This is a genomic window from Brevundimonas sp. Bb-A, from assembly GCF_009394735.1.
Taxonomy (GTDB): domain Bacteria; phylum Pseudomonadota; class Alphaproteobacteria; order Caulobacterales; family Caulobacteraceae; genus Brevundimonas; species Brevundimonas aurantiaca.
Genome location: NZ_CP045456.1, coordinates 297,365 through 318,229 on the forward strand (window position 1 = coordinate 297,365; position 20,865 = coordinate 318,229).

The 20,865-nt window shown below is 66.1% G+C and carries 20 protein-coding genes and 1 tRNA gene; 10 read left to right on the plus strand and 11 right to left on the minus strand.

Annotated features, from left to right (window positions below; all coding sequences use genetic code 11):
* Positions 1–34: 34 nt before the first annotated feature.
* The 5 genes from aguB to BSP_RS01555 form a co-directional block, all read right to left on the minus strand.
* Positions 35–898: an N-carbamoylputrescine amidase gene (aguB, locus tag BSP_RS01535; RefSeq protein ID WP_152949081.1), complete on the minus strand. Its 864-nt coding sequence runs from the start codon at positions 896–898 to the stop codon at positions 35–37.
* A complete protein-coding gene (locus tag BSP_RS01540; protein WP_082382553.1) occupies positions 895–1,902 on the minus strand; it encodes an agmatine deiminase family protein in 1,008 nt (335 codons plus the stop codon). Before BSP_RS01540 ends, aguB begins: the two co-directional genes overlap by 4 nt.
* A 175-nt stretch (positions 1,903–2,077) precedes the next feature.
* Entirely contained in the window at positions 2,078–5,428 is a 3,351-nt protein-coding gene (locus tag BSP_RS01545; protein ID WP_054764106.1) for a TonB-dependent receptor domain-containing protein, read from the minus strand.
* A gap of 175 nt (positions 5,429–5,603) precedes the next feature.
* Positions 5,604–6,731, minus strand: a complete 1,128-nt coding sequence (locus BSP_RS01550) for a capsular biosynthesis protein (protein ID WP_227976011.1) — start codon at positions 6,729–6,731, stop codon at positions 5,604–5,606.
* A gap of 547 nt (positions 6,732–7,278) precedes the next feature.
* Positions 7,279–8,436, minus strand: a complete 1,158-nt coding sequence (locus BSP_RS01555; RefSeq protein WP_054764107.1) for an outer membrane beta-barrel protein — start codon at positions 8,434–8,436, stop codon at positions 7,279–7,281.
* A 263-nt stretch (positions 8,437–8,699) separates the two neighbouring features.
* Here BSP_RS01555 and BSP_RS01560 point away from each other — a divergent pair, with 263 nt between their 5' ends.
* Positions 8,700–9,902: an acetyl-CoA C-acyltransferase gene (locus BSP_RS01560; protein WP_054764108.1), complete on the plus strand. Its 1,203-nt coding sequence runs from the start codon at positions 8,700–8,702 to the stop codon at positions 9,900–9,902.
* 143 nt (positions 9,903–10,045) lie between these two features.
* Here BSP_RS01560 and BSP_RS01565 read toward each other — a convergent pair whose 3' ends face one another.
* Genes BSP_RS01565 through BSP_RS01575 form a run of 3 tightly spaced genes read right to left on the minus strand, consistent with a single transcriptional unit; the run spans position 10,046 to position 11,780 of the window.
* Positions 10,046–10,618 (minus strand): demethoxyubiquinone hydroxylase family protein, encoded by a 573-nt coding sequence (locus BSP_RS01565; protein ID WP_054764109.1) that lies wholly within the window; start codon positions 10,616–10,618, stop codon positions 10,046–10,048.
* A 4-nt stretch (positions 10,619–10,622) separates the two neighbouring features.
* Positions 10,623–11,165: a disulfide bond formation protein B gene (locus BSP_RS01570; RefSeq protein ID WP_054764110.1), complete on the minus strand. Its 543-nt coding sequence runs from the start codon at positions 11,163–11,165 to the stop codon at positions 10,623–10,625.
* Positions 11,166–11,204: 39 nt separating this feature from the next.
* On the minus strand, positions 11,205–11,780 hold the full coding sequence (locus BSP_RS01575) for a YqaA family protein (RefSeq protein ID WP_152949082.1): 576 nt from the start codon (positions 11,778–11,780) through the stop codon (positions 11,205–11,207).
* Positions 11,781–11,886: 106 nt separating this feature from the next.
* Here BSP_RS01575 and BSP_RS01580 point away from each other — a divergent pair, with 106 nt between their 5' ends.
* From BSP_RS01580 to BSP_RS01590, 3 genes are all read left to right on the plus strand, one after another.
* Complete coding sequence (locus BSP_RS01580; protein ID WP_152949083.1) at positions 11,887–12,522, plus strand: exopolysaccharide biosynthesis protein; 636 nt, start codon at positions 11,887–11,889, stop codon at positions 12,520–12,522.
* Positions 12,523–12,641: 119 nt separating this feature from the next.
* Positions 12,642–13,751, plus strand: coding sequence for a 4-hydroxyphenylpyruvate dioxygenase (gene hppD / locus BSP_RS01585; RefSeq protein ID WP_152949084.1), 1,110 nt, complete (start codon positions 12,642–12,644; stop codon positions 13,749–13,751).
* Complete coding sequence (locus BSP_RS01590) at positions 13,752–13,937, plus strand: hypothetical protein (RefSeq protein WP_152949085.1); 186 nt, start codon at positions 13,752–13,754, stop codon at positions 13,935–13,937.
* Positions 13,938–14,009: 72 nt separating this feature from the next.
* Here the strand turns inward: BSP_RS01590 and BSP_RS01595 are convergent, their stop codons facing one another.
* On the minus strand, positions 14,010–14,747 hold the full coding sequence (locus BSP_RS01595) for a hypothetical protein (protein ID WP_152949086.1): 738 nt from the start codon (positions 14,745–14,747) through the stop codon (positions 14,010–14,012).
* Positions 14,748–15,027: 280 nt separating this feature from the next.
* Between BSP_RS01595 and BSP_RS01600 the strand changes: the two genes are divergently transcribed.
* From BSP_RS01600 to BSP_RS01625, 6 genes are all read left to right on the plus strand, one after another.
* On the plus strand, positions 15,028–16,116 hold the full coding sequence (locus BSP_RS01600; RefSeq protein ID WP_152949087.1) for an isoaspartyl peptidase/L-asparaginase family protein: 1,089 nt from the start codon (positions 15,028–15,030) through the stop codon (positions 16,114–16,116).
* Positions 16,113–16,373 carry a hypothetical protein gene (locus tag BSP_RS01605; RefSeq protein ID WP_227976012.1) on the plus strand — a complete coding sequence of 87 codons (261 nt, stop codon included), beginning with the start codon at positions 16,113–16,115 and terminating at the stop codon, positions 16,371–16,373. The genes BSP_RS01600 and BSP_RS01605 overlap by 4 nt, the downstream gene beginning before the upstream one ends.
* A gap of 84 nt (positions 16,374–16,457) precedes the next feature.
* The gene (locus BSP_RS01610; RefSeq protein ID WP_152949088.1) at positions 16,458–17,303 is read left to right on the plus strand and encodes a hypothetical protein; all 846 of its coding nucleotides are present in this window, start codon (positions 16,458–16,460) and stop codon (positions 17,301–17,303) included.
* Positions 17,304–17,350: 47 nt separating this feature from the next.
* Complete coding sequence (locus tag BSP_RS01615) at positions 17,351–18,370, plus strand: fumarylacetoacetate hydrolase family protein (RefSeq protein WP_152949089.1); 1,020 nt, start codon at positions 17,351–17,353, stop codon at positions 18,368–18,370.
* Between the two features lie 51 nt (positions 18,371–18,421).
* The gene (locus BSP_RS01620) at positions 18,422–18,970 is read left to right on the plus strand and encodes a CcdC protein domain-containing protein (RefSeq protein WP_152949090.1); all 549 of its coding nucleotides are present in this window, start codon (positions 18,422–18,424) and stop codon (positions 18,968–18,970) included.
* Positions 18,971–19,045: 75 nt separating this feature from the next.
* Positions 19,046–19,130, plus strand: a tRNA-Leu gene (locus tag BSP_RS01625).
* 58 nt (positions 19,131–19,188) lie between these two features.
* Here the strand turns inward: BSP_RS01625 and BSP_RS01630 are convergent.
* Together BSP_RS01630 and BSP_RS01635 are read right to left on the minus strand one after the other, a co-directional pair.
* Complete coding sequence (locus BSP_RS01630; protein WP_152949091.1) at positions 19,189–20,088, minus strand: manganese catalase family protein; 900 nt, start codon at positions 20,086–20,088, stop codon at positions 19,189–19,191.
* A gap of 26 nt (positions 20,089–20,114) precedes the next feature.
* Positions 20,115–20,636, minus strand: a complete 522-nt coding sequence (locus tag BSP_RS01635) for a ferritin-like domain-containing protein (protein WP_227976013.1) — start codon at positions 20,634–20,636, stop codon at positions 20,115–20,117.
* Between the last annotated feature and the right edge of the window lie 229 nt (positions 20,637–20,865).

Consider the following 20,865-nt stretch of genomic DNA (forward strand, 5'->3'; position numbering starts at 1 on the left):
GGTCAAGCCCGAGGATGACGGAATCAGGGACCGCCTACTTCGCGCCAGTCAGCGCCCCATAGAGATCCGTCCGCCGGTCGCGGAAGAAGCCCCAGGCCGCGCGATATTTGTCCAGCTCGTCCAGATCGAACCGGTGCACCAGCACCCCCTCCTCCTCGGCCCCCAGCTGTTCGACCAGCGTCCCCTGCTGATCGGCGATGAAGGAGTGGCCGTAGAAGGTCTGGCCGACCTCGGTCACCGTCTCATGGCCGATGCGGTTGGCCCCGACCACCGGCACGGCGTTGGACACGGCGTGACCCTGCATGGCCCGACGCCAGGGCTCGGCCGTGTGCAGGGCGGCGTCGTGCGGCTCGGTGCCGATGGCGGTCGGATACATCAGGACGTCGGCGCCCATCAGCATCATGGCCCGCGCGGCCTCGGGGAACCACTGGTCCCAGCAGATGCCGACCCCGACCTTGCCGAACCGGGTCTTCCAGACCTTGAAGCCCGTATCGCCCGGCCGGAAATAATACTTCTCCTGATAGCCGGGGCCGTCAGGGATATGGCTCTTGCGATAGACCCCCAGCGCCTCGCCGTCCGCGTCCAGCATGACCAGTGAGTTGTAGTACTGGGGTCCGTCCTTCTCGAAGATCGAGACCGGTATGGCCACGCCCAGCGCCTTGGCCACCGGCGCCAACGCCGTGACACAGGGATGCTCGCGCCACTCATAGGCTTGGCTGAACCAGTGCTCCTCCTGCGACACGCAGAAATACGGCCCCTGGAACAGTTCCGACGGCAGGATCACCTGCGCGCCCTTCGCCGCCGCTTCGCGGATGAAGCCGACGGTCTTGGCGATATTGGCCTGCATGTCCTCGCCGTAAGAGGTCTGGATGCCGGCTACGGTGATGGTGCGGGTCATGCGGGCTCCTGCTGGGAGATACAGTGGAACGAGCCGCCGCCGGTCAGGATAGCCTTGGACGGAAGCGGGATGATCTCGCGATCGGGAAAAGCGGTCTTCAGCGCCTCGCAGGCGAAACGCGCCGCCTCGTCGTCGCCATAGGTCGGCACGATCACCGCCCCGTTGGCGATCAGGAAGTTCATGTGGCTGGCCGGGATCGGGCGCTCGTCCTCGTCCAGGACGAGGCCCGGCGACGGGATCCTCAGCACACGGATCTTGCGTCCCGCTGCGTCGGTCATGCCCGACAGGTCGCGGGCCACGGCGTCATAGACTTCGGCGTTCGGATCGTTGCGACCCCAGGCGATCGGGCAGGCCACGACACCCGGCGCGACGAAACGCGCCAGATTGTCGACATGACCGTCGGTATGGTCGTTCAGCAGCCCGTCGCCCAGCCAGAGCACCTTTTTCGCCCCGATGGCGGCTTCCAGGGCGGCGGTCGCGACCGCCTCGTCCTGGTTCCAGGCCGGGTTGCGGTTCGGGTTCAGCAGGCACTGGCGCGTGGTCAGGACCGTGCCCTCCCCGTCATGATCCAGCGATCCGCCCTCCATGACGAAGTCGTTCCAGCTCAGGGTCGCGCCGGAATGAACGCCGATCTGTTCGGCCACCGTCTCGTCGCCGGGCATCACATATTTCTCGCCCCAGCCGTTGAAGCGGAAGGCGGCGGCCGTCTTCGATCCCGCCCAGAACAGAGGACCGGTGTCGCGCAGCCAGACGTCGCCGAACACGCCCGCCACCACCTCGACGTTCGCGCCGTCGGCGAAACGCGCCCGCACGCCCTCCGCCAGCTCCGGCGCCCCGACCATCAGCTTCACCCGTTCGCGCCCCGGCCCGGCCAGGGCCCGCACCAGAGCCTCGACCTCGTCCTGGGCCTGTTCGAAGGGTTCGAACCAGTATTCGGCATGGCTGGGCCAGCCCACCCAGATGGCGCGGTGCGGAGCCCATTCGGCGGGGAGAGGAGCGGTCATGGGCGGGCGAGAGTCCTGTCAGGGTTCGAAGGCGACGGGCGGGCGACCCGCGAGCCGCGCCATATGGCCCCAACCGCCCCCGACTTCAACGGCGCCGGACGCCCAGGGGCCGCCCCCAAAGAAAAAGGGCGGCCCGCGAACGGACCGCCCTTCGTCAGCACATTGCTCGCTTCACTCAGAACGAGATGCGGGCGCCGAACTTAATCTGCCAGGTCGAGGCCGGCAGTTGGGCGTTCGGGCGCTTAGCCTCACCACCGAGCGGCGTTCCGGCAGCGCCTGCGCTTTGCAGCGAGGAGTACTGGTACACTGCATTGGGGGCGGCGCAGGAGGAGGCGACGCCGGCCGTCTGGCAGTTCAGCACAACCGTACCGACGCCGCGATAGAACGGATACTGCTCCAGAACGCCCCACTTCTCGTTGAGTAGGTTCCCGAAGTTCTCGATGTCCATGTACAGCTTCAGCTTGCCGGTCGGCAGAACCGGAACCGGGATTTCCTGCGACAGGCGCAGGTCCACCGTGGTGACGGCGCCGGTGCGGAAGGCGTTCCGCGGCGCAATCGAGCCGGCGTACTTGATCAGACCCGTGTTGTTCAGGAAGGCGTTGAAGTCCGTCAGATTAAAGCCCGACGCATAGGTGATGCGGGGATCGCTCGTGGCGGTGACGACGCCGTTGCCGTCGGTCTGGGGCACGTAGAAGAGCTGGTTCGACGTACCCAGGGCGCCGGAGTACGACTGCGGAACGGCGTTGCCGAAATCGTTGTCGTAGTTGCCCGTGCGGCTGCTGTGATAAACGTAGGAGAAGGGCAGGCCCGAGCGGCGTTGGGCGAAGACGTTGATGGACGTTTCGTTGTCGCCGAAGAAGGCGCGGGTGTAGTTCGCGTTGACCGTGAACTTGTGACGGATTTCGTAGTCCGACGTCGCCAGCACCGGGTTGTTGTGATCAGCCGAAGCGAAGCGGACATAGGACGAGTCCGGCTGCGAGCTGGTCATCGGATTGCCGTCTTCCGATTCCGTGTAGGTGTAGGTGCTGCGGACGTCCAGACCTTCGAACACACCGTCGCGCCACGTCTTCTGTCCCGTCAGAGCGACCGAGGTGGAGGATCCGCCGTCCTTCAGATTATCCAGCAGCAGATCGAAGACCACCGGGCCGGTCGGGTGGGTATAGACCGGACGACCGTCCGGCGCTGAACCCGAGCGGGTTGCGAGCAGATCTCGGTAATAGAGGGCGTTCTCGAAATCCGTACGGATGACGTCCGCCTGCAGACGGAAGTCTTCGATCAGCGGCAGGCGGAAATCGCGGGCGACCGTCAGGTTGTACTTCCAGGCGCTGGGGATTTCGAAGTTCGGATCCAGCGCCACCACGCTGCCGTTGCCGGGCGTGAAGGTGCAGTTCGCGCCGGTGGGAACGACGGAGAGATCCGTCACGCCCCGAATGGCGCCGGTGCAGACCGCATTGGTGATCCGCGCGCCGTCGTTGCCGAAGGGGTTGCCGATCTGGACGTTGGTGCCGATGGCCGAGAAGCGACCGACGCCGCCCGAGATCGACCAGTCGCTGGGCGTCCAGTTGAAGCCAAGGCGCGGCATCAGCAGGTCACGACCGTCCAGATTGGCGGTGTTGTCGAAGCCGTTGCGGGTGCGGAAGTTGGTGTTCAGCACCGGACGGTCGTCCATGGCGAACCAGTCGTAGCGCAGGCCGTAATTCAGGCGAAGCGTGTCGCTGATCTGCCAAGTGTCTTCGGCGTACAGCGAGTTCACGTCGTAACCGAATTCGACGGCCCCGTCGCGCGCAGTGCCGAACCGAGCGGGAACGGTGCCGCCGGTCGGGTTGACGGCGCCGCGAATGACCAGACCGGAAGCGTTACCGGCCAGGAAGTCGGCATAGCTGTTGAACGTCCACTGACCCAGCGACTGCGACACGAAGACGTTGGTGAAGTCGCGCGTTTCAATCCGCGCGCCGGCCATGAAGTCGTGCGAACCCCAGCTATAGCGGCCGATCAGTTCGGCGTTCTTCACTTCACTGTACAGATAGTTGTCGTGACGGAAGTTGTCGGCGCCGAACTGGATTTGCGGCGTGCCCGAGCCGGCTTGAACACCCGCCAGATCGGAAACGTTGACCGTGACTTGGCCGACAGTCAGTCCGCCGACAGGCAGCTGGGTGGTTTCAGTTTCCTTGTAGCCGACCCGCAGTTCGGTCGAGAAGGCGTCCGTCCACTGCGAGTTCAACTGAGCGTTCCAGGTCGTGAGGCGCTCATCCTTGACATACTGGCTGGATTCCAGCGCCAACCGCGGCTGCGTGGTCGAGCCGCCGTTAATGAAGGCCGACGTGGTCGAACCGTTGAACGAGGTGCCGGTCGTCTCTTGGAAGGTCACGGCCAACCGGTGGTTGGCGTTGATGTTCCAGTCGATTTTCGCAAGGTACTTCTCGTCCTGGACGGGAGGCGCCACATTGACGAAAGAACCGGTTTCATAGCCGTAGCGCGTCTTGGCGCCTTGCCGGAAGGTTTCGACGGCCGAAGTGGTGATGCGCGGAATCGGATTTGCGAAGCCGGCGTCGACCGGACCTTCGTTCAGCGAGAACTGCGACTCAAACTTTTCGTAAGACGCGAAGAAGAACAGGGTGTCGCGGATGATCGGACCGCCCAGGGTGGCGCCCCAGGTCTTTTCGTCGAAGACGCGGTTATAGTCTTGGCGGGCGCGGAAACCGTTGCCGCGCGGGCCGTAACCCCAGTACCGGTCGCCCAGCAGGCTGTCGTCCGACTTCTCATAGAAGGCCGAGCCCGAGAAGGTGTTGGTGCCGGACTTGGTGACGGCGTTGATCGAACCGCCGACAAAGCCGTTGTTGATGACGCTGAAGGGCGCCACCGAAACGTTCAAAGCCTGAATGGCGTCGATGGAGATCGGCGACCGTTGGGTGGGATAGCCGTTGCCGTTCAAGCCGAACTCGTCGTTCTGGCGAATGCCGTCGACGGTGAACTGGTTCTGGCGCGTATTGGTGCCGGCGAACGACAGGGCGTCTTCGTTCGAGGGGTCAAGCGTCACAAACGGATCGAGGCGCGCGATGTCCTTCGGATCACGGCTGATCGAGGCGGCGGCGGCGATGTCGCCCGCGCCGTAGTTCGAGCCGGTGCCGTAGCCGAAGTCGTTGGAGAAGCGCTGGCCGGTCACCGTAATGGCTTCCAGCTCGGCGGCGGCCTGATTGACGATCACGTCGCCGTTGACGGCGTCGCCCACACCGATGCTGTCCAGCTGAATGCCGCCTTCACCGGCCGCGCTTGACACCGTCACCGTGTATGGTCCGCCGGCGCGCAGACCCCGCGCGCTGTAGAAGCCCGACGAGTCCGACATGGTGGTGACGGTCGTGCCGGTGGGCTCGTGAACGATGGTCACCGAGCCGACCACGGCCGCGCCGGAGCCGTCCAGGATGCGGCCGCGGATAGCGCCGGTCGTCTCTTGAGCAAAGACGGCCGTCGAGGCCGACATCATGATGGCGGCGGCCGAAACGCCATACGCCAATTTACGGAAGGTCATTCGCTATCCCCAGCTGGTGGACCAAAAAAGTCGGAAACGTGGTCGTCACGTCTAAATCCGGCCCCGTGTACGATCCATCTTGTAATGCTAGGTGACACATATGTGTCAGAATCGTGACAACACGCTTGGGTGGCTCAGAGAGCACACCCTTGACGCCCTTAAGCGCAAATTTTGTTCAGGAAACCCGTTCGAACACGTCCGCTACGCCTTCTGCGGTGCGCCGAATGGCGCGCGGCTCGTGGAAATTGCCGTTGACCTGGCTCTGGGCGATCACATGGGCGCGGAACCGGGCGAACAGAGCAGGGTCCGGGGCCTGGGGTTTGGACCAGAAGTCGGTCAGCGCCTGCTGATCCGTCAGACCGTCGAAGTTGAAGAAGGCGTCGCCCAACACCTTGACCGGCGTCTGGAACCCCAGGGCCGAAAGCGCGGCCGAAGAGTTGTTGACCACCATGCCCCGAGACGCGCGGCACAGCTGGGCCAGGTTTCCGCCGTCTATGAAATCAACCCGGCCTTGCAGCTCCCGCTCGATGACTAGGCGCCGCGTCACCGCCTCCAGGTCAATCAAGCCGGGATCCAAGGGGTGGTTCTTGATCACCAGCCGCGCCGCCTTTGGCGCATGGGTGGCGAAACTGGTCATCACCTCGGCGAGGAACGCCGTATTGTCGGCATATCGGGAATAGCGCAGCAGCTGGGCGTCGCCCTCCCGCTGAAGACAGGCGATGAAGAAGGGGCCCCGCGCCGCAATCACCTCCACATCGTTGCGTGACGGCGACTGAAGGGCCAGGCCGAAATATCGCCGGACGTGACCCAGGCACTGGCTGAGCGGAGAGGCGGTGTAGTGGTTGGCGTGGCGCGGAAAGAGAAAGCCCCCCACGGCCTGAGCCAGATGATAGGCGGTGATGTTGACCACATGGTGCGGCAGGATTCGCCCCACGGGTTTCGGATCAGGCAAAAGCGGCGCCGGCTCCGGATAGCCGTCCTTAAAACGCGGCAGGCCGCTTGAGGCGTTCACGCCGTTCTGTTCGACGGTGATCCAGTCCGGGCGGAAATAGCCGTTCTCCAACACCCAAACGCGTGGCCCAAGTCCTTCCGCCGCGGACAGAACCGCGCGATTGTAAGGGCCGCCCTCGCCGAACAGCAGAAGATCGGTGAAATCGGCCGTCAGTTCCGCCAGTCGCGAAGCCCAGACCTGGGCGGAGTGTTTGAACACCCTTCCCCCCGCTCGCGGCCAGTTCAAGGCGTCGCCCGCATTGAAGATCATTCGCTGGACGGTCGCGCCGCGGGCTTCGAGAGTCTGCGCCAAGGCGACGCCGAACGGCCCGAACGGCGCCGAGACGATAAGGAATCTCCGGCCATCCAAGCTTTGGATCGCACGACCTGGCCCGGCCTCCGCGCTGGTTCTTTGAGGCGTGGGGAAGACGGAGATTTCGGCCGCCCGCTGCGGCGTGGGGGTGCGAAGGCGAAGCTGAGGTCGAGGCGCGCTCATGACCTCTCCGCGAAGCCGGTAGCGCCTGCGCCGCCGGCCCAAGAAGGTTCGATTGGAGTGTCTTAAATCGACCATCTAAGGGGTTCCACGCCGTCTGGCCTGGCGATCATACAACGCCGGGTCGCCTCACCTCTCCGATCAAGTCGTCTGGCGCAAGAGAGATTGTTCGAGGGCTTTGTCGCGCTTAGCCGCATGGGGATCAACCCACTAAAGCTGAGCGATGGGGAAATTGCGGGGGCGGCTGAGGCAGGCGCACGAAGAAGCCGACGCCCGGAATGCAAGGGCGCCGGCTCTCCAACTTTACGCTGACAGACTTCCAAGAACGAGACCCGATCTGACGATGTCAGACCGAGTCTTGCCTGTCTTAGAAGTTGATGTCGATGGTGGCGCGACGGTTGAGCGGTTCGCGCACGCCGTCGGCGGTGGGCTTGGCCAGGGCGGTTTCACCCTTGCCGTCCAGGGCGATGACGCCGCCGTTGACGCCTTGGGCGACCAGGGCGTCCGCGACGGTGCGCGAACGACGGTTCGACAGGCCGACGTTATAGGCGGCCGAGCCCGAGGTGTCGGTGTAGCCGACGATCAGGACGCGGGTCGGACGGCCCGTCTTGGCGTAGTTGGCGGCCTGAGCGACCACCGAACGGGCTTCAGCCGTCAGGTCCGAGCGATCCCAGTCGAAATAGACCACGAACTGACGCGCGGCCGGGGTCTGCGGAACCGGCGGCGGGGGCGGCGGGGGCGGAGGCGGCGGGGGCGGCGGGGGCGGCGGAGGCGGCGGAGGCGGCGGGGCCGCTTCTTCGGCGCCGAAGCTGTAGCGCAGGCCCAGGGTCACGGTGTGCGACTGATCGTAGTCGCCGTCCCATTCGCCGAAGGCGGTGGCGCCGGCGCCCGTGCCGGCCGTGGTCGATTCCCACGAGGCGTCGCCCGTCAGATAGCGGTAGGTCAGGTCGATGTTGGCGCGGTCGCCAATGGCCCAGGCCAGACCGGCGATCGCCTGAGCGGCGAACTTGGTCGAGCTGTCGTCAATGGCGAACGCGGCGCCGCGGTTAGCGCGCAGATTGCCGATGGTGTCGACGTTGACGCGGTTCACGCCGGCGCCCAGGCCGACGAAGGGACGCACGCCCCAGGCTTCATAGCCGAAGTCATAGATGACGTTGGCCATCAGGGTGGCGGACTCGATGTCGCCTTCCGGCGAGAAGCAGCCGCCCGTCGCCGGGGTCAGGTTGCACAGGCCCTGGGTGCCCGAAACGGCGCGCACCTTGCCGATATCGCCCGAGCGGTAGCCGCCTTCGAGTTCGACGCGCCAGTTGGGGTTGAAGCGATAGCCGAGGCGAGCAAAGGCCGCCCAGCCGTCGTTCACTTCATAGTTCCAGTTCGCGCCCGTCGTCGACGACTCGGCGTTGATGTCGTCGATCATGTGGTAGCCGGCGTCGATCGCGCCATACCAACCGTTGGGATCTGCCGAGGCCGCGCCAGCTGAGAACAGCCCGGCGACAGCGACGGATGCGAGAAGTTTGAGCTTCATAGCTTCCTCGTTCTGTAAAAAATGCCCGAAGCCGAGCTGTCCGCCCGACGTTCAGGAGCCGAACGGCAGGCTGCGGCTGCGGTTCCCTCGCATCTGCGAACAATGTGGCGACTGTGGCGCCGTTTCAACACAAAAGACCTGTGCGCCGACGGCCCCTCGAGCCTCTCCGCTTGCCTTACCGCAGGGGGAGGCGCCTAAGTTCCGCCCATGAGGAAACACGGCCGCGCCTCCAAAGCGGCGAACGAAACCGGGAAGGACTCTCCATGCGCGAAGCCGTCATCGTCTCCACCGCCCGCACCCCGATAGGCCGGGCCTATCGCGGGGCCTTCAACGACACCCAGGCCCAACAGCTGGGCGCCCATGCCGTCAGACACGCGGTCCAGCGCGCCGGCGTCGAGCCGGCCGAGATCGAGGACGTGATCATGGGCGCGGCCCTGCAGCAGGGCTCGACCGGAACCAATGTCGCCCGCCAGGTCGCCCTGGCGGCCGGTCTGCCGTCTTCGGTTCCGGGCATGAGCCTGGATCGTCAATGCGCCTCGGGCCTGATGGCCATCGCCACGGCGGCCAAACAGGTGATCTTCGACCAGCAGAAGATGGCGGTCGGCGGCGGGCTGGAGAGCATCTCCCTGGTCCAGAACCAGTATATAAACCTGTACCGCGGCAAGGACGAGGCCCTGCTGAAGCTGGCGCCCCATATATATATGTCGATGCTGGAGACGGCCGAGGTCGTGGCCCGCCGCTACAACATCAGCCGCGACCGCCAGGACGAATACGCCCTTCAGTCCCAGCAGCGCACGGCGGCGGCCCAGGCGGAAGGGCGACTGGACGCCGAGATCGTGCCCATGACGACCACCATGCTGGTCACGGACAAGGCCACCGGCGAGACCGCTTCGAAAGAGGTGACCCTGTCCAAGGACGAGGGCAACCGGCCCGAAACCACTCTGGAAGGGTTGAAGGCGCTGAAACCCGTCTTCGGCAGCGGCGAGGCGATCCAGCAGGGCGAATACATCACCGCCGGCAATGCGTCCCAGTTGTCCGACGGCGCCTCGGCCTGTGTGATCATGGAGGCCGGCGAGGCGGTGAAACGCAATCTTCAGCCGCTCGGCGCCTATCGCGGCATGGCGGTGGCGGGGGTGGAGCCGGACGAGATGGGCATCGGCCCCGTCTACGCCGTGCCCAAATTGCTGAAGCGCCACGGGCTGACGGTGGACGACATCGGCATCTGGGAGCTGAACGAGGCCTTCGCCGTCCAGGTTCTCTATTGTCGCGACACCCTGGGCATCCCCGACGAGCTGCTGAACGTCTCAGGCGGCGCCATCTCCATCGGCCACCCCTATGGCATGTCGGGCGCCCGGATGACCGGCCACGTCCTGATCGAGGGCAAGCGGCGCGGGGCCAAATACGGCGTCGTCACCATGTGCGTCGGCGGCGGCATGGGCGCGGCGGGGCTGTTCGAGATTTATTAAGGCGCGGCCCCGCCCCATTCCAAATCCGTCATCCTCGGGCTTGACCCGAGGACCGGGCGTGGATCGGGCTGTGCATCGCCCTTGGCGCAAGTCGGCGGACCACCCGGCCCTCGGTCAAGCCCGAGGGTGACGGTGGCGCGGGATCAAACCTTCTCGCTGATCTTGATCGCCGCGCGGCACCCAGCCTTGATCACCCCGCTCAGCAGCCGATAGGCCGGCGCGTCGCGGCTGCCGTGCTCGACGGCGTGATCGTGGTGGGCCAGCTCCTCGTCCCGGAACTGTTTCAGCTCGGCCGCCAGGGCCGGGTCGCGGTCGCCGATCTCGGCGATCTGGTCGGCGTAGTGTTTCTCGATCACGCTCTCGACCGCCTCGGTGCAGGCGTGGGCCGCCTTTTCGCCGATCAGGGCCGTGCCGGCGCCCAGGGCCGAGGCGGCGATGCGCCACAGCGGCGTCATGGCCGTCGGCCGCACGCGGCGTTCGTTCAGCAGTCGCTCGAACCGGGCCAGGTGAACCGCCTCCTGATCCTGCATTTCGCCGAGGTCGCGCACGATGTCGCCGCGCGCCTTGCGCCCCTCGAACACGGCCTTCTGTGCGCGATAGATCAGGACCGCCGCATATTCGCCGGCGTGATCGACGCGAAGGATTTCGTCCATCCGCGCCCTGTCCGCGCCCAGGCCCGGGCGGGGCAGAGGAGTGTGCGGGGCGGCGCCAGTCATGGGGTCAGGCCCTTTCGAAGCGGGGGGCGCGGGCGTCCTTGGGGCGTTTGGTCGCCAGCAGGCTGAACCCGGCCAACGCCAGGGAGATCAGGGCGTTCCAACCGGCCATCGACAGGCCCAGCCAGCTCCAGGCCACGGAATCGCACATGGCCACCCTCTGGGCCGGCCCCGTGCCCAGGGCCAGGGCGGTCAGGCTCTCCAGATCGACCGACCCGCTGCTGACGCAGGTCGCCGGCAGGCTCCACCACTTGTATTCGCCGCCCATATGGAAGACGGCGGTGATCGCGCCCGTCGCAAACACGGCCGCCAGCAGGAAGGCGGCGATCCGGGGCGTGCCGCGTCGCCCGCCGCTCAGCACCGTCCAGGCCGTCGCCACGGCCGCCACGGCCACGGCGCCCCAATAGACCTCGCGCTGTTTCAGACAAAGGTTGCACGGCGCCAGGCCCGCGAACCGTTCGAACCCATGGGCCGCGCCCAGCATGGCCAGCGACGCGGCCAGGGCGAAGGCGGTCCACCAACGGGTCAACAGGCGATAGAGGCTTCTCATTGCGAAACGGTCTTACTCCGGTCCGGTCTCCGCGTCGACTTACAGAAGCTTCACCGCGATTATCAGGCCGACCAGCAGAACCAGGCCGGTCCCCGACCACAGAGCCAGGCGCTTTTCCACCTGGGCCAGCATGGCCTGGCCCCAGCGTTTCAGAATCCAGGCCTCCAGGAAGAACCGCCCGCCCCGTGTCACGACCGACGCCGCCATGAAGACCGGAAAGCTGAAGGCCGCCAGGCCCGAGGCGATGGTCACCAGCTTGTAGGGAATGGGGGTCAGCCCCTTGATCAATATGACCCACAGGCCCCACTGGGCGAACCACTGGCGGAAATGATCCAGCCCGTCGGCATGGCCCAGGAACCTCAGGATCGCCAGGCCGACGTCGGTCAGAAAATAGCCGATCGCATAGCCCAGCACGCCCCCCAGAACCGAGGCGATCGTGCAGACCCCGGCGTAGACATAGGCCCGCTCCGGCCGGGCCAGGATCATCGGCGCCAGCATGACGTCGGGCGGAATGGGAAAGAAGGAACTCTCGGCGAAGGAGACCGCCGCCAGGGCCGGCGTGGCGTGGCGATGGCGCGCCAGGTCGAACACGCCGTCATAAAGTCTGCGAAGCATGGAGATTTCCTCGAACCGCCCCGCCCTAGCAAGACCCGGTCTCGCCGTCACCCGCTGCGACACCGCAACGCTCGCGACTGAAGCGGTTGCGGTTTAAGCCCCTCAGATGACCGCGCCCCGCCCATCCCCCCAGGTTGATGACGTCAGCCACGACATCACCCGTCTGCTGCGTCGCCTGTCCGACGAGGGCGGCGAGGCCGGCCTGACCCTGGACGAGATCCGCGATCGGCTGGACGAGCGCGCCTACGGCCTTTTGATCCTGCTGCTGTCCATCCCCTGCCTGGTGCCGGGCCTTTACGGCGTGCCCCAGGTCGTGGGCGTCATCGTCATTCTATTGGCCGCACAGATGCTGGTCGGGCGCGAAGAGCCCTGGCTGCCCCGCTGGTTCCTGAAGCTGCGCGCCAAGGGCTCCTGGCTGAAGGCCATGGCCGATTTCGCCGAAACCAAACTGGGCTGGATCGACCGGCTGTCGCGCCCCCGCCTGCGACGCTTCGCCGACGGTCCGGGCGAGAAGCTGGCGGCGGTCTTCATGATCCTGGCCACGGCCACCATCGTCCTGCCCCTGACCAACACCGTCCCCTCCGTGGCCCTGGCCCTGCTGTCGGTCGGCCTGATCCAGCGCGACGGCCTGTTCGTCCTCGCCGGCTGCGCCGTCGCCACCGTGTGGCTGGCGATCCTCGGCGCGGTGGGGACCGGCCTTTTGATGGGCGCGGAATGGGCGACGCGGCTGCTGCCGGGTTAGGGTTCATCACGACCCCGTGGGTCTGCCTTGGCTCTGTCGTCATCCGCGACTAGGTTCCGCGCCAATCGGCGGCCCCTTTCGGTTAAGCCCGCCTCAGAACGCTACGCGGGAGACGCGCCATGAACGACATGACCCCCAACCCCCATCAACCGACGGCGGAACAGATCGACCGGGAGAACCCCCTGGGCGTCGACGGTTTCGAATTCGTCGAATTCACCGGCCCTGAGCCCCAGGCGATGATCGCGCGGCTGGAGATGATGGGCTTCACCAAGACCCATGTGAACCCCAAGACCGACGTGGTGCGCCTGAAACAGGGCGACATCTCCTTCCTCGTCCACCGCTCGCCAAAGGGCCAGGCGGCGGACTTCGCCAGGGATCACGGCCCCTCGGCCAACGGCATGGCCTTCCGCACCAATGACGCCAAGGCCGCCTATGAGGGGGCGCTCCAGCGCGGCGCCGTGGCCGCGACGGATGCCGACGGCGGCGCCCTGGGCGACTATCCCTATATCCTCCAGGGCATCGGCGGCTCGCTGCTGTATGTCATCGACCAGTACGGCGACGCCGGCTCCCTGTACGACGCCTGGGACGAGATCGAGGGCTGGGAAGAGGCCGAACGCAAGAACAACGTCGGCCTGGAGGTCTTGGACCACCTGACCCACAATGTCCGCCGCGGCCAGATGCGCACCTGGTCGGGCTTCTACAACTCGGTCTTCAACTTCGAGGAACAGAAGTATTTCGACATCAAGGGCAAGGCGACCGGCCTCTTCTCCCAGGCCATGATCGCGCCCGACCGCGCCATCCGCATTCCGCTGAACGAGAGCCAGGACGACAATTCCCAGATCGAGGAATTCCTGCGCCGCTACAACGGCGAAGGCATCCAGCACATCGCCCTGACCACAGAGAACATCTTCGAGACGGTCGAGGCCATGCGCGCCCGGGGCGTGGACTTCCAGGACACGATCGAGACCTATTTCGAACTGATCGACAAACGCCTGCCCAACCACGGCGAGGACGTGGAGCGGATGCGCAAGAACCGCATCCTGATCGACGGTTCGGACGAGGAAGGCCTGCTGCTGCAGATCTTCACCCAGGACACATTCGGACCGATCTTCTTCGAGATCATCCAGCGCAAGGGCAACGAGGGCTTCGGCAACGGCAATTTCCAGGCCCTGTTCGACTCGATCGAGCTGGACCAGATCCGTCGCGGCGTCATCAAGGTCGACGCCTGAATGAAGATGCGGCCGCCGACCTGGCTGCCCTGGCTCGGCCCGGCCCTTGCGGCCGGCGCCGGCGCCCTGGCCGGGCGTTTCTGGCTGGAGGGCGGCTTCTGGACGGTCCTGATCGCCGCCCTGATCTGCGGCTTCGCCCCCATCGTCGCCTACAGGATCTGGAAACGGCTGCACCAACGGGGGTGAGGGTTCCTGGACAGGACTTTGCGGGGAGCGGGCTGGATGGGTGTCTGCTGTCGAGGGTTGCGGACTTTCAGGCTATGGAGCCGTCAGCATAACAAAGGCAACGCCGTCCGATAGGTCAGCCTGCCAGCGACCACCACGAATGATCAGAATTCGGGGGAATCGTCGGCTTTGTCGTCTTCCCGACGAGTCTGTGTAGTCGACGATGAAGTCGAAACTTATTCGTTGCTCTGGCTGTATCCGGCCAATCATCCGTTCATGCATTAGGTATGCACCATAACAGAGGGCGAAGAATGATAGGCTGGGATCAATCGGAAAGTGGCGAACAGAGTTTTGCGAAGATCCGCTTCCTACCTGATCAACAAGGCTGAAAGCTTGGTCGGGTAACCGAAATCCGCCGATGATTTCACCATCTATCCTAAGAGACACACCAAAACTGTCATGGTCCACGGATAGCGTGGGAGCGTGATTAGCAATTTTTGATTGTGTGTCAGCGAAAATCGTTTCGAAATCTAGTTCGATCCGGACTGAAGCGTCGTATGCGGCCCCATTTCCGATGTTCCTTAAGAGAAAAAAGTAGTCAGTATCTCCGCCGTTCACATAAGCAGCCTTCTCCGTGGGTTTCTCCCAGAAGACTTCGCGTATAGAAGAAGATGCCATCTTTATCTGAAAGTGACGGGATGGGATAAGAAGTTGAGGCTCGAATTGGAATCGAACTTGCTTCCAAGCCAATCGGGCCGAGTAGGCAGCAACGCCAGCAGCTGCCACGGTCCCGGCGGCACTCAACATGTCGATCCAGGTCGAAGCGTCCATCGAAGCGATGCTACACGCCTGTGGACCAACTGTCTGCAACGGGTCGATTTGCGACCTAGCCCATCAGTTGCAAGGCGGTCCTGTGCGCACGGCGACGCCCTCTCACGTTGACGGGCCGTCCCATCGCCCAAACTCAACACTCTGATTTTCCCGCGTTTCCGTTTTTCTTCGGCCAATCGACCTGACACGCCCGAACGCGGCGTTACAATGCGACGGGCCGGCGCCTCTGAAGAAAGTGCACCAATTGCACCGTGTTTTGTCGCCGAAGGGGGACTTCACCATGCGCATCGCCTGTGTCGGACTGATTGCACTCTTTGCACTGTGTTTTTCCTCGGCCCAGGCCCAGGTCGAGGCCCAGGACGCCGCGCCGCGCTGGTCGCTGGCGATCCACGGTGGGGCGGGCGTGATCGAGCGGTCCAGCCTGACGCCCGCGCAGGACGCGGCCTATCGCGCCGCGCTGCAAGCCGCCCTGGACGCCGGTTCGGCCGTGCTGAAGAGCGGCGGCTCGGCGCTGGATGCGGTCCAGGCCGCCGTCCAGGTCATGGAGGACGATCCCCTGTTCAACGCCGGGCGCGGAGCGGTCTTCACCGCCGCCGGTCGTAACGAGCTGGACGCCGCCGTCATGAACGGATCGGACCTGACCGCCGGCGCGGTCGCCGGCCTGACCACCACCCGCCACCCCGTCGCCGCCGCCCGGGCGGTGATGGAGCGGTCGCCCCACGTCATGTTGATCGGCCCCGGCGCCGACGCCTTCGCCGCCTCGGTCGGGTTGGAGCAGGTCGATCCGTCCTTCTTCTTTACCGAGCGCCGCTGGCAGGGTCTGGTCAAGGCCCTGACCGAGGCCGGCCTGCCCATACCGGAACGCCCCGCCGGCGCCGCCGCGCCCGTCGACCGATCGGCCGCCCCCCACGCCAGCGTCGCCCCGCCCCTGAACGAGAAGAAGTTCGGCACGGTCGGCGCCGTGGCCCTGGACAGCCAGGGCCGCCTCGCCGCCGCCACCTCGACCGGCGGCATGACCGCCAAACGCTGGGGCCGGGTCGGGGACGCGCCGATCATCGGCGCCGGCGCCTACGCCTCCAACGCCGACGGCTGCGCCGTCTCGGCCACCGGCTCGGGCGAATATTTCATCCGCTCCACCGTCGCCCGCGACATCTGCCGCCGCACCGCCGACGGCGCGACCGTCCAGGCGGCGGCGGAGGGCGAAATCGCCGACGTCGGCTCGATCGGCGGCGACGGCGGCGTCATCGTCATGAGCCTGAACGGAACCCCCGCCTTCGCCATGAACACCTCGGGCATGTATCGGGGGGCGGTGTCTTCGAATACCCCGACCCGCATCGCCATATACGCCGACGAAGGAGACCCCCGTTGACCGATGACGAACTGACCGTGATGGCTCAGGAGGAGCTGGACGCCGCCTGCGCCATGCCCTTCGTCGAGCTGAAGAAGATCACCCCCTGGGGCGATGCGTTCGAGGGGTTCGCCCCCTCCGGCCGCACGGTCGAGGTCGAGCGCCGCTATCTGTGGGCGGTCGAGCCCGAAGGCGGCGTCATCGTCGAGGTCGAGGTGCGCGACCGCGCCGCCCGGACCGGCGCCGAGGCCCGCGCCCTGCTGACCCCTGCCGCCTGAGGGCTGTCGTTAACCTTTTTCTTGGCCCGGCTTCGCCGCTGCGGCATCATGGTTCGGCGAACAACGGGTCAGACAGGGTGCGGCATGTCGGCGAGCGTCTCCAACTATCCGCAGGATTTCCAGACACCCGATCCGGCGGCGTTAGAACCCGTTGACTCCACTTTGTTCCTTGGCGTCCACCCGCTGCTGCTCCTGCTGCTGGGGGCCCTGATCCTGGGTCTGACGGTCCTGGCCTGGCGGGCCGGCAAGGGCGCCACGACCACCCAGGCCGACGCCGCCGAATCAATCTGGCGCGCCATCGACCGCGCCTGCCACGCAGCCATGACCGCCAACAGCGACGCCCTGGTCGGCGCCGCCAAGGCCCTGCGCGCCACCTATGACGACTGTCTGGGCGCGGTCGTCGTCCTGGCCGAGGGGCCGTCCAAGCCGCTGAAAGCCGTCGATCACGCCCTGAAGGGCCGGATCAAGGAGACGGTCAAACCGAAGGAAGAGACGCCGCCGCAGGAGCCGACGGCCAAGTCCGACCAAGAAGCCCACCGTCCATCCCCCCCTCACCCCGCCGTCCCGGCCAATGTGACCGTGGTCTCCAACAGCCATGTGGTCATCAAGGGCGACCGGGTGGAGCACGGCCCCGCCGATGAATCCGGCCCCGCCCAAGCCCCCGGCGTCGCCGTGCTGGACAAGCCCCCCTACGCCCCGCTCCCGCCCCAGCCCGTCCCGCCGCCCGTTCCCGCCAAGCCGGTCGAGGAGATCGAGCGAGAGATGACAAAGGCCGAACAGCTGACCGCCTTGCGCGAGGCCGTGGCCCAGTTCAACGACCACTGGTGCCGCCGCAAGGAGCGGATCGAGGAACTGCGCGCCGCCCACCGCCAGCTGTCCACGCCGCGCCCCGGCGGCCAGACCCCCGGCCACGGCCGCAGCGTCCACTGATCCCTCCCTCTGTTCCCCCCGGCGCGATTTCGGTCTAGGCGTTGGGCATGAAACTCGCCTCGCTCAAGCACGGCCGCGACGGCCGCCTCGTGGTCGTCTCGCAGGACCTGCACTGGTTCACTGACGCCTTTCTGATCGCCCCAACCCTCCAGGCCGCCCTGGACGACTGGGACCGCTGCGGCCCCCAGTTGGCGGCCCTGGCCGAGAGCCTGGAGCATGAGGCCGTGCCGCGCGGCCGTTTCCACGAAAGGGACGCCGCCTCCCCCCTGCCCCGCGCCTATCAGTGGGCCGACGGCTCGGCCTATGTGAACCATGTCGAACTGGTGCGCCGCGCCCGCGGCGCCGAAATGCCCGAAAGCTTCTGGACCGACCCCCTGATGTACCAGGGCGGCTCCGACGGCTTCCTGGCTCCCCGCGATCCCATCCCGCTGGCCGATCCGGCCTGGGGCTGCGACCTGGAGGCCGAGATCGTGGTCGTGACCGGCGACGTGCCCCAGGGCGCGACGCGGGAGGAGGCCCTGGCCACCGTCCGCCTGGTCGGCCTGGTCAACGACGTCTCCCTGCGCAATCTGATCCCGGCCGAACTGGCCAAGGGTTTCGGCTTCGTCCAGTCCAAGCCCTCAAGCGCCCTCTCGCCCGTCTTCGTCACGCCCGACGCCCTGGGCGACCGCTGGAAGGACGGCAAGCTGCACGGAACCCTGTCGGTTCAGCTGAACGGCCAGGATTTCGGCAAGGCCGACGCCGGGGTGGACATGACCTTCGACTTCGGAACCCTGATCGCCCATCTGGCCAAGACCCGGTCCCTGTCGGCCGGGACGATCATCGGCTCCGGCACCGTCTCCAACCGCGACGCCGACGGCGGACCCGGCAAGCCGGTCACGGAAGGCGGCCTGGGCTATTCCTGCATCGCCGAGGTCCGCACGGTCGAGACGATCCTGCGCGGCGCGCCCGAAACCCCCTTCCTGACCCACGGCGACACGGTGCGGATCGAAATGCTGGACGATCATCACCGCTCCATCTTCGGTGCCATCGAACAGACGGTGGCCCCGCTTCCGGCCGGGTCCTGACGGGTGTAGGCTGCCCCACGTCGGCTTCCGGGGGGAGGCCCGGAGAACGACATGCCGCCTGAAAAACTGATTCCGCTTCTGGTCTTCCCGGCCGTCCTGGCGCTTGTCCTGCTGCGGAACCGGCGGCGGCGGCCGCTGAAGCTGAAGTTCATCTGGGTGACGCCTGCGGTGGTCCTGCCGCTGATCGCGCTTGGCCTTTGGGGTTCGACCCAGGCGCCCGGCGCGGTCCACGCGCCGTTCGGCCCCGCCGGCTGGGCGATCCTGGCCTTGGGCGGACTGTTGGGGGGCTTGGCCGGCTGGTATCGCGGCAAGACGGTGGTCATCGAAAAGGAGCCGGACGGCAGCCTCATGGCTCAGGCCTCGCCCCTGGGGCTGATCCTGCTGGTCGCCCTGTTCGCGGGCCGCACGGCCCTGCGCGACCTGATCGAAGGTCATGCGGCCCAGTGGCATCTGAACGCAATGGCCGTGACCGACGCCTTCCTGGTCTTCGCCATGGGGCTGATCGTCATGCAGCGCGTCGAAATCTACATTCGCGCCAAACGCATCCTCGCCGGCGGGACCGACGCCCATGTGGAGGTCGCGGCGCCGCCCGCCGCTTGACGGTGGGCCGACGCCGACGCCGACGCGGTTGAATTGCGGCCGAGGCCGGTATAGGAGCGGTGCCTTCGCGCCTGTGCGGGTGTGGTGGAATTGGTAGACGCGCTGGACTCAAAATCCAGTTCCGAGAGGAGTGTCGGTTCGAGCCCGACCACCCGCACCAAAGATCAGATCCGGCGGACGCCGCCGCAGCCGCGCCCGCCGTCTCTCTTCTCGTCTCTTCAGTCTTCGATCGGGGTCGTCCGACCTGCGCCCGCCCCTGCGCCCAGGTCCGCGCCGGTCACGGGGTCCGACTCGGGGTCCGACATGGTCCGGCTCATGAAGGCTTCCACCGCCTTGCCCGCCTTGGCGTCCATCTCGACCGTGGCGTGGCCGTCGCCGCCGTCCACCGCCATCTGCATCTCGCGATCGGACACCACCTCCCACTGCTCGCCCTCGTTCCAGGGACCGGAGGCGTCGCCCTCGCCTTGGGACATGTTGTAATATTTGTCGGCGAACTCCGGCCGGCCGGGGATCTTGCCGGGAGGGAAGTTGGCGGGGATGGCGTAGAGCGCCTTTTCGAACGACTTCTGGTGCGCCACTTCGCGCGTCATCAGGAAGGACAGGGCGTCCTTGATCCCCGGATCGTCGGTGACATTGATCAGTCGTTCATAGACGATCTTGGCGCGAGCCTCGGCGGCGATGTTGGAGCGCAGGTCGCAGGCCGGATCGCCGATGGAGTCGATATAGGCGGCCGTCCACGGCACGCCGGACGAGTTCACCAGGGCCGTGCCGCCGCCATAGAGGATCGACATGGTGTGGCTGTCTCCGCCGGAGGTCATGCTGGCGTAGAGATCCGCCTCTTCCTCGGCCGCCTCAGCCAGCTTGCCCTTGGCGCCGCGGTTCAGCATGGCGACGATGGAGCCGATGACTTCCAGATGGCTCAGTTCCTCGGTCGCGATGTCCATCAGCATGTCGCGCCGATTGACGTCCTCGTCGGCCAGGCCCTGGGTGAAGTAGCGCATGGCCGCCGCCAGCTCGCCCTGCGGCCCGCCGAACTGCTCCAGCATCAGGGTGGCCAGGCCGGGGTTCGGCTCCGCCACCCGCACCGTATACATCAGCTTCTTGTTGTGCATGAACATGGGTCAATCCTTGATTGCGTAGCCGATCAACGGCTGGGGTTTTCGCCGTCGCGTTTCAGACGCAGATATTTCTCGGTCAGGGTCGGCAGGCTCTCGTCGACCCAGCGGGCCATCCGCTGCTCCTCCTCCAGGGTCGCAGCGAGCGGATCGAGCGCTGAGGTATAGTCGCCGTGCCGGGCCAGGAGGATCAGCCCCTTGTAGACGGCCGCCTCATAGTTCTCGAAGGCGAAGTTGGCGAAGGCGTTCTTCAGGATCTCGTCCTCGGCGAAGACATGGCCCATGGCCGCCATTGATCCGCCCAGCGAAAGGGCGGCGTCCTTCAGGCCGGAAGGCGTCTCGTCAAACTGTCCCAGCAGCTGTTCCAGCCGGGTGATCTGCTGTTCGGTCTCGACCCGGTGCGCCGTCAGCTGATCGGAGACCTCGGTGAAGTTCTTGGCGCGTTCGATCTGACGGTCCATCAGGGCCAGGGCCTGATGTTCGACCCCATGGGCGTTCTTCAGTCCGGTCACGAACACCTCGCGCCAGACGTCGTCTGTCATCACAGCCATACATCCGCTCCTTGATTGGGATGCGGAGGTAACCGGACCTGCCGGCCGATGTTTCCGGGTGTCGAATAGCGGACGCGCCGGAACGATCGCCGCCGTAATGCGCGTGCCGGACGGCCGGACCTGTGATGTGGAAGGGTCGCCTCTGCGGCGCGATCGGGGCGGCGATTACGCCGGGCCGACACTGCACGGCCTGTACCGGAGCCAGTCAGGTTCGGCGCGTCGCCGCGTC

Bases quoted from the DNA above. Each gene is read 5' to 3' on its own strand.
- BSP_RS01575 (WP_152949082.1), bottom strand. From the start codon at position 11,780: ATGCTTCGCAGACTTTATGACGGCGTGTTCGACCTGGCGCGCCATCGC.
- BSP_RS01565 (WP_054764109.1), bottom strand. From the start codon at position 10,618: ATGACTGGCGCCGCCCCGCACACTCCTCTGCCCCGCCCGGGCCTGGGC.
- BSP_RS01630 (WP_152949091.1), bottom strand. From the start codon at position 20,088: ATGTTCATGCACAACAAGAAGCTGATGTATACGGTGCGGGTGGCGGAG.
- BSP_RS01560 (WP_054764108.1), top strand. From the start codon at position 8,700: ATGCGCGAAGCCGTCATCGTCTCCACCGCCCGCACCCCGATAGGCCGG.
- BSP_RS01590 (WP_152949085.1), top strand. From the start codon at position 13,752: ATGAAGATGCGGCCGCCGACCTGGCTGCCCTGGCTCGGCCCGGCCCTT.
- BSP_RS01615 (WP_152949089.1), top strand. From the start codon at position 17,351: ATGAAACTCGCCTCGCTCAAGCACGGCCGCGACGGCCGCCTCGTGGTC.
- BSP_RS01635 (WP_227976013.1), bottom strand. From the start codon at position 20,636: ATGGCTGTGATGACAGACGACGTCTGGCGCGAGGTGTTCGTGACCGGA.
- BSP_RS01540 (WP_082382553.1), bottom strand. From the start codon at position 1,902: ATGACCGCTCCTCTCCCCGCCGAATGGGCTCCGCACCGCGCCATCTGG.
- BSP_RS01555 (WP_054764107.1), bottom strand. From the start codon at position 8,436: ATGAAGCTCAAACTTCTCGCATCCGTCGCTGTCGCCGGGCTGTTCTCA.
- BSP_RS01600 (WP_152949087.1), top strand. From the start codon at position 15,028: ATGCGCATCGCCTGTGTCGGACTGATTGCACTCTTTGCACTGTGTTTT.
- BSP_RS01595 (WP_152949086.1), bottom strand. From the start codon at position 14,747: ATGGACGCTTCGACCTGGATCGACATGTTGAGTGCCGCCGGGACCGTG.
- BSP_RS01620 (WP_152949090.1), top strand. From the start codon at position 18,422: ATGCCGCCTGAAAAACTGATTCCGCTTCTGGTCTTCCCGGCCGTCCTG.
- BSP_RS01580 (WP_152949083.1), top strand. From the start codon at position 11,887: ATGACCGCGCCCCGCCCATCCCCCCAGGTTGATGACGTCAGCCACGAC.
- BSP_RS01570 (WP_054764110.1), bottom strand. From the start codon at position 11,165: ATGAGAAGCCTCTATCGCCTGTTGACCCGTTGGTGGACCGCCTTCGCC.
- aguB (WP_152949081.1), bottom strand. From the start codon at position 898: ATGACCCGCACCATCACCGTAGCCGGCATCCAGACCTCTTACGGCGAG.
- hppD (WP_152949084.1), top strand. From the start codon at position 12,642: ATGAACGACATGACCCCCAACCCCCATCAACCGACGGCGGAACAGATC.
- BSP_RS01545 (WP_054764106.1), bottom strand. From the start codon at position 5,428: ATGACCTTCCGTAAATTGGCGTATGGCGTTTCGGCCGCCGCCATCATG.
- BSP_RS01610 (WP_152949088.1), top strand. From the start codon at position 16,458: ATGTCGGCGAGCGTCTCCAACTATCCGCAGGATTTCCAGACACCCGAT.